Below are 6,226 nucleotides of genomic sequence, written 5' to 3' on the forward strand. Positions count from 1 at the left end.
CAATACTGGCAAAGATGGGTGCAAATGGAGTGCATTAAAGTGGCAAATCCTACTGTTTTTTCCCCTGTTTCTAAATTGAGTTTATTGGCCGCCGCAGTGATGGCGGCAAATACATTTGTGAGTATTTCTGCACAGGCACACGGTTATATTGTGGCGCCAGAGTCACGTTCCTATGCCTGTAAAACCGGCAACAATGCCAACTGTGGCGCGGTGCAATGGGAACCGCAAAGCGTTGAAGGGCCATCGGGTTTTCCTGAGTCAGGTCCTGCTGATGGCAAACTGGCGAGTGCGGGTAATGGTGCTTTCTCGCCTTTAGATGAACAGAGTCCCAGCCGTTGGTCAAAGACGGATATCAAAGCGGGCTGGAATAAGTTCAGTTGGCAGTTCACTGCCAATCATGTCACCCGTAATTGGCGTTATTATTTAACTCGCCAAGATTGGAATCAAAACCAAGCTTTAAGCCGTGCGAGCTTTGACTTAGCGCCATTCTGTGTAGTCGATGGTGGCATGGTGCAGCCGCCTAAGTTAGTGACCCATGACTGTTATGTGCCAGAAGGTCGCAGCGGTTATCAAGTGATTCTAGCCGTGTGGGAAGTGGGTGATACCACCAACAGTTTCTACAATGCTATCGATGTGAACTTAGATTCGGGTCCCGTCGTACCGGATGAATGGCTCGATGTGGGCGACATCAATCCGTCACTCGATCTCAAAGCGGGCGATAAAGTGATGACCCGAGTGTTCGATGCCAATGGTGAGCAACCGGCTAAGCAAACAGTCATTACCATTAGCGATGCGACTCAAGGTGATAAACAAAATTGGCCTTTCCTATTAGCGAGCGCGATTAATGCCCAGCAGTCTCAGTTAAAAGCGGGGCAAAAAAATGCATCAGGTGTGATTGAGCCTGTGTATGGCAAAAACGACATTTTTACTGCGACGACTTCAGGTATTGAGCGTGTCGAAGTGGGATTTGATCTGGCGCCCGCACCGGGCAACAGCTTAGAAGTCACTTCACTTGCCGACGATTATCAAATTATCGACGGTGCGGCGCAGGTTCGTTTTGACGTCACCAGCAACGCCGAAATGTTAGTGTCTGCGTATTTGTTTAGCCACGATGGCACGGCAGCCGGTTTTGTGAGCCAAACCGTTAACAATACCAGTGCGAGCTTAGTGTTAGACGTGGTTGCGCCTAAAGCTGGACATTATCACTTACAGGTTAAAGCTGAGCCTAAACAAGGTGATGTTATTCAGCAGAACTTTGATCTCTTCTTAAAGGATCAAGCACCAACGCCGGAAGCGGATTTTGTCTTCCCTGAAGGGGTGAAAGGTTACGTTGCAGGCACTACAGTGTTACAGCCTAAAAATGGCAAAGTGTATCAATGTAAGCCATTCCCCTATAGCGGCTATTGCATGCAGTGGTCGGTTTCTGCCACAGGATTTGAGCCAGGTGTTGGCGCTTCTTGGGCTATGGCGTGGACTGAGCAGTAAATTAACATGTTGAGTTAATTGATTCTCAACATGAGGTGATTGGGCTTAAACACAGCGAATATGTTTAAGCCCATATTCAGCGCGCTTGCGACTGTCAAAATATACGTTTTACCTCGATTCCCCCACAATGCTGAACCCCACGTATTTCCAACAAAGGTAGCGATTTTGTTAGCTTGTATGTTTTCGTTTATCACAGCGCTATTAAGTTGTTACCGTACAGTGCGCGACTTATCTTTGTTCACAACTGGCTTGCCCACTGGGTTTGGCTCTGTTAATGTCCCAAACTATCTATTTTACCTATGTTGTTATTAGGATTATCACAATTGAAAGTCATGCCACTTTTATGCAACCGATTTAGTTAGCCTCAATGGCTACTGGGTTGAAATATTCAAAAGCTATTGGGGCCAATTGATCTGCAGGAATGAGATCCGATTGGATGCTTTTTGAAGCTGCTTTAAGTGATGTGTTGCTTATTTCGATTTAAGACGCAAGGCTTTATCGGTTCAAATCTTACTCAAATAAAATAATAATTAATCATTGAACAGGACTATTGTGTGAATTCAAAAATGTTAGGCTCGATCGCCATCGTTGCCGGGACGGCCATTGGCGCAGGTATGTTAGCCTTACCTTTAGCTACCGCGGCTTTAGGTATTATTCCGGCGTTAGTGTTACTCGTCGTTATTTGGGGCGTATCTGCCTATACCTCATTACTGATGCTCGAAATTAACTTACGCACTGGCGTGGGTGATAATCTGCATGTCATTACGGGTAAATTGCTGGGTAAAAAAGGTCAAATAATTCAAGGCGCTTCTTTCTTAAGTTTATTATTTGCTTTGACTGCGGCTTATCTCACCGGTGGGTCATCGCTATTAGTGCTTAAAGCGAAGAACATGTTCGATATCGTGCTTGATAATCAAGTCGCGGTACTGTTATTCACCTTAGTGCTCGGCGGATTTGCGGCGCTCGGTGTGGCTTGGGTCGATAAAGTGTCCCGCTTGCTGTTTTCGTTAATGATTTTACTGCTGGTGGTTGTGGTGTTATTTCTCCTGCCTGAAGTCAGTATTGCCAGCATGGCAACGGGCGCGATTGCCGAGTCGATGACCAGCAGTTGGATGGCGGCGATTCCCGTAGTGTTTACTTCTTTTGGTTTCCACGTTTGTATTGCCACTTTAGTGCGTTATCTGGATGGTGATGCGGTTTCACTGCGCAAGGTATTGTTAATCGGTTCGACGATTCCACTGGCTTGTTATGTGCTTTGGTTGTTGGTGACCTTAGGTACAGTCGGTGGCTATGAAGTCAGTGGTTTCGAAGGTTCATTACCGTCACTGGTGACGGCATTGCAGGATATTGCCCATACGCCTTGGATCAGCAAATGTATTTCGTTATTCGCCGATTTAGCCTTAGTGACCTCATTCCTCGGGGTGACCTTAAGCCTGTATGACTTTGTCGCCGAGTTAACCCGTGCTAAAGAGACGTTTGCTGGCCGTATGCAGACCTGGTTGTTAACTTTCACTCCGCCAGTGTTATGTGCTCTGTATCTGCCAGAAGGTTTTGTGGCGGTACTGGGATTCGCGGCTGTGCCATTGGTGGTGATGATCATCTTCTTGCCAATTGTGATGGCATTGCGTCAACGTCAAACACAACTGGGCGGTTATCAAGTGTCGGGTGGTTCTATAGGCTTAGTGTTGGCAGGTTTGTTAGGCGCTGTGATTGTGGGTGCCCAACTATTTGTTGCTATTTAGCAGCTTAGTATTTAATCCGTGGCTAGCGTCTGTTTTGTAGCGAACGCCGCGGGGTAACGCTGATGTAATGTAGCCGATGGAATGTATTTGCTTTGTAAGCGAATTTTTCCGAGTCTGTTATAAAGTGTATTCGATGTGATAAAGTCAGGCCCCGGCCTGACTTTTTGCTTTTTAGGTTTTAAAGCGAGTGATGCTGGGTTTTAATACAGTGACTTAAGATAAAAACAACACGATTAAAACGAGAACATGGCCCAGCTTGCGCGTGGCTTCATTCACATAAAACGGACTTAACACAATGAAAAAATGGTTACTCACAGTTGCCGTAGCCGCCAGTTTTGGCGCTCAGGCTGACGAAGGTATGTGGCAGCCCCATCAACTGCCTGCTATGGCCGATGAGCTAAAAGCAAAAGGGCTAGAAATTGATGCCAAATCGATTTCAAAACTCACCGAATTCCCAATGAACGCCGTGATAAGCCTTGGTGGCTGTACCGCGTCATTCGTATCGCCAAAAGGCTTGGTTGTCACTAACCATCACTGTGCCTATGGTGCGATTCAATACAACTCCACCCCAGAAAAAAACCTACTGCAAGATGGTTTTTTAGCTAAGACCTTCGCCGATGAATTACCTGCCACACCGGGTTCACGTGTGTATGTGACCGAAGATGTGACCAATGTGACCGAGCGCGTAAAAGGCGGGCTTGAAGGCAAAGTGGGCAGTGCCTTCTATCAAGGCGTTGAAAGCCAAGAAAAAGCCTTAGTAGCTGAATGCGAAAAAGAAGACGGCTACCGTTGCCAAGTGTATAGCTTCCACGGTGGTCTTGAATATTATCTGGTTAAACAACTGGAAATCCGCGATGTACGCTTAGTCTATAACCCTGCCGCGAGCGTGGGTAAATACGGCGGCGACGTCGATAACTGGATGTGGCCACGTCACACCGGCGATTTCTCTTTCTATCGCGCTTATGTATCTAAAGCGGGCAAACCTGCCGATTTTAGTAGCGATAACGTACCATACGAACCAAAAAGCTTCTTAAAAGTATCGGCTAAAGGCGTGAGCGATGGCGATTTTGTCATGGTCGCTGGCTACCCAGGTCGCACCAACCGATATCGCACCGCCAATGAAGTACAAAATCAGTTCGAGTGGGCTTATCCAGAAGGTAAGTTATTGCGCGAGCGCTTTATTGAGATCATTAAAGATACCGCGCCAGAGGGCAGCGATGAACGTATTAAGTACGAGAGTCAAATTGCTAGCCTTGCAAATTACGCGAAAAACTTCACCTCGATGATCGAGTTTTATGGTAAATCCACCATGCTGGCGGACCGTAAAGCCCGCGAAGCTGAGCTTGCCGCGTGGATAGCTAAAGACAGCAGTCGTGATGCAAAATACGGTAAAACCTTAGCGGAATTAGATGCGTTAATTGCCAAGAGTAAAGCGCATCAAGAGCGTGACATGATCTTAAACTACATTGGTAGCACGACTATGTTGCCAACGGCGCGCAGCTTGTATCGCTTAGCGAACGAGAAACAACTGCCGGATATGCAGCGTGAACCTGGCTTCCAAGAACGTGATATGACTCGCCTCAAAGCAAGCATGGAGCGTATCGATCGTCGTTATGCGCCAAGCGTCGATAAAGCCGTGTTGTTCGATATGCTGAAACGCTACGCCGCACTGCCAGAAGACAAACGTCTACCTGCATTGGATAAAGTCTTTGGTATCGATAAGAAGTTCAGCGAAGCTAAGCTTTCGAAAATCTTAGACAAAATGTACGCCAAAACTGAGTTAGGCAAAAAAGACGTGCGTCTGGCGTGGATGGATAAATCCGTTGCCGATTTTAAAGCCTCTAAAGATCCTTTCATTCAATTCGCCGTGGCTATGTATGACACAGATATGGCTGAAGAAAAGAAAGAAAAAGAACTGGATGGCGAGCTGATGAAAGTGCGTCCGCAGTACATGGATGCCATCATTGCTTACAATCTTGAGCAAGGTAAGCCAGTGTATGCCGATGCGAACTCAAGCCTGCGTGTCACTGTGGGTCATGTGAAAGGTTATTCGCCAAAAGACGGTTTAGTGGCTGTGCCATTCACTCGCCTTGAAGGCATAGTGCAAAAGGACACAGGTGTTGATCCATTCGATGCGCCGAAAAAAGAGTTAGAGCTGATTAAGCAGAAGCAATACGGTGATTTCTATGTGAAAGCCATCGATTCTGTACCGGTTAACTTCCTGTCGACGTTAGACACCACAGGCGGTAACTCAGGTTCACCCACCCTAAACGGCCGCGCTGAATTAGTCGGTCTGCTGTTCGATGGTGTGTATGAAAGTATTATCGGCGACTGGGCATATGACGATAACATCAACCGTTCAATCCAAGTGGATAGCCGCTATATGTTGTGGGTAATGAAGTATTTAGATCATGCCGACAATCTATTAGCAGAGATGGAAATCGTTAAGTAATCCATTGCCGCACCAGCAATGGTCCGGCCTATAATGGCTGGATTATCAGCATTTAAGCGTGATGTAGCGCTCTTTGAATGCAGCCATAACAAGATAATAAAATAGCGATAAACTCATTGGGTTTATCGCTTTTTTTGTGCAATGACTGCTGATAGCTGTTGAGATAGCAGTCTTGATAGGCGTGCCATAGCATTAGCTCAACTTTCTAGCATTAGCTCAACTTTCTAGCATTAGCGGAACCGTGGATTGAAAATATATACGCAACATAATTTTGGACTGAAATGTATTGGAAAGTCGTGCCGTAGGACCTGCATCTTTAGTTTTAGTTTTAGTTTTTAGTGAGTTAGCATTGGCTGGAATCCACGCATATAGGCTTGCCATGGCATTTACTCGTCGACACGCAGCCAGTCCATCCTTGGATGCTCGACCGCCCCGTCCATGGGGCGGACGGTCGTCTCGAAAATCACCATAGCTCACCTTTTGGGCACTAGTGTAACCAGTCTGTATGAAGGAGATACCCAGCAAGCTTTTGGACAAAAGCGTGCTA

The 6,226-nt window shown here is 46.6% G+C and carries 3 protein-coding genes; all 3 read left to right on the forward strand.

Going from position 1 to position 6,226, the window contains the following annotated elements; all coding sequences use genetic code 11:
• Window positions 1–39 precede the first annotated feature (39 nt).
• The 3 genes from gbpA (at window position 40) to Q4Q49_RS20730 (ending at window position 5,679) form a co-directional block, all read left to right on the forward strand.
• The gene (gene gbpA / locus Q4Q49_RS20720) at window positions 40–1,485 is read left to right on the forward strand and encodes an N-acetylglucosamine-binding protein GbpA (RefSeq protein ID WP_312000329.1); all 1,446 of its coding nucleotides are present in this window, start codon (window positions 40–42) and stop codon (window positions 1,483–1,485) included.
• A gap of 566 nt (window positions 1,486–2,051) precedes the next feature.
• Window positions 2,052–3,227: an aromatic amino acid transport family protein gene (locus Q4Q49_RS20725; RefSeq protein ID WP_312000332.1), complete on the forward strand. Its 1,176-nt coding sequence runs from the start codon at window positions 2,052–2,054 to the stop codon at window positions 3,225–3,227.
• A gap of 295 nt (window positions 3,228–3,522) precedes the next feature.
• Window positions 3,523–5,679 (forward strand): S46 family peptidase, encoded by a 2,157-nt coding sequence (locus tag Q4Q49_RS20730; RefSeq protein WP_312000330.1) that lies wholly within the window; start codon window positions 3,523–3,525, stop codon window positions 5,677–5,679.
• Window positions 5,680–6,226: the final 547 nt, after the last annotated feature.

Origin of the sequence: Shewanella sp. SP1S1-7, assembly GCF_031932105.1 — a bacterium.
Classification (GTDB): domain Bacteria; phylum Pseudomonadota; class Gammaproteobacteria; order Enterobacterales; family Shewanellaceae; genus Shewanella; species Shewanella baltica.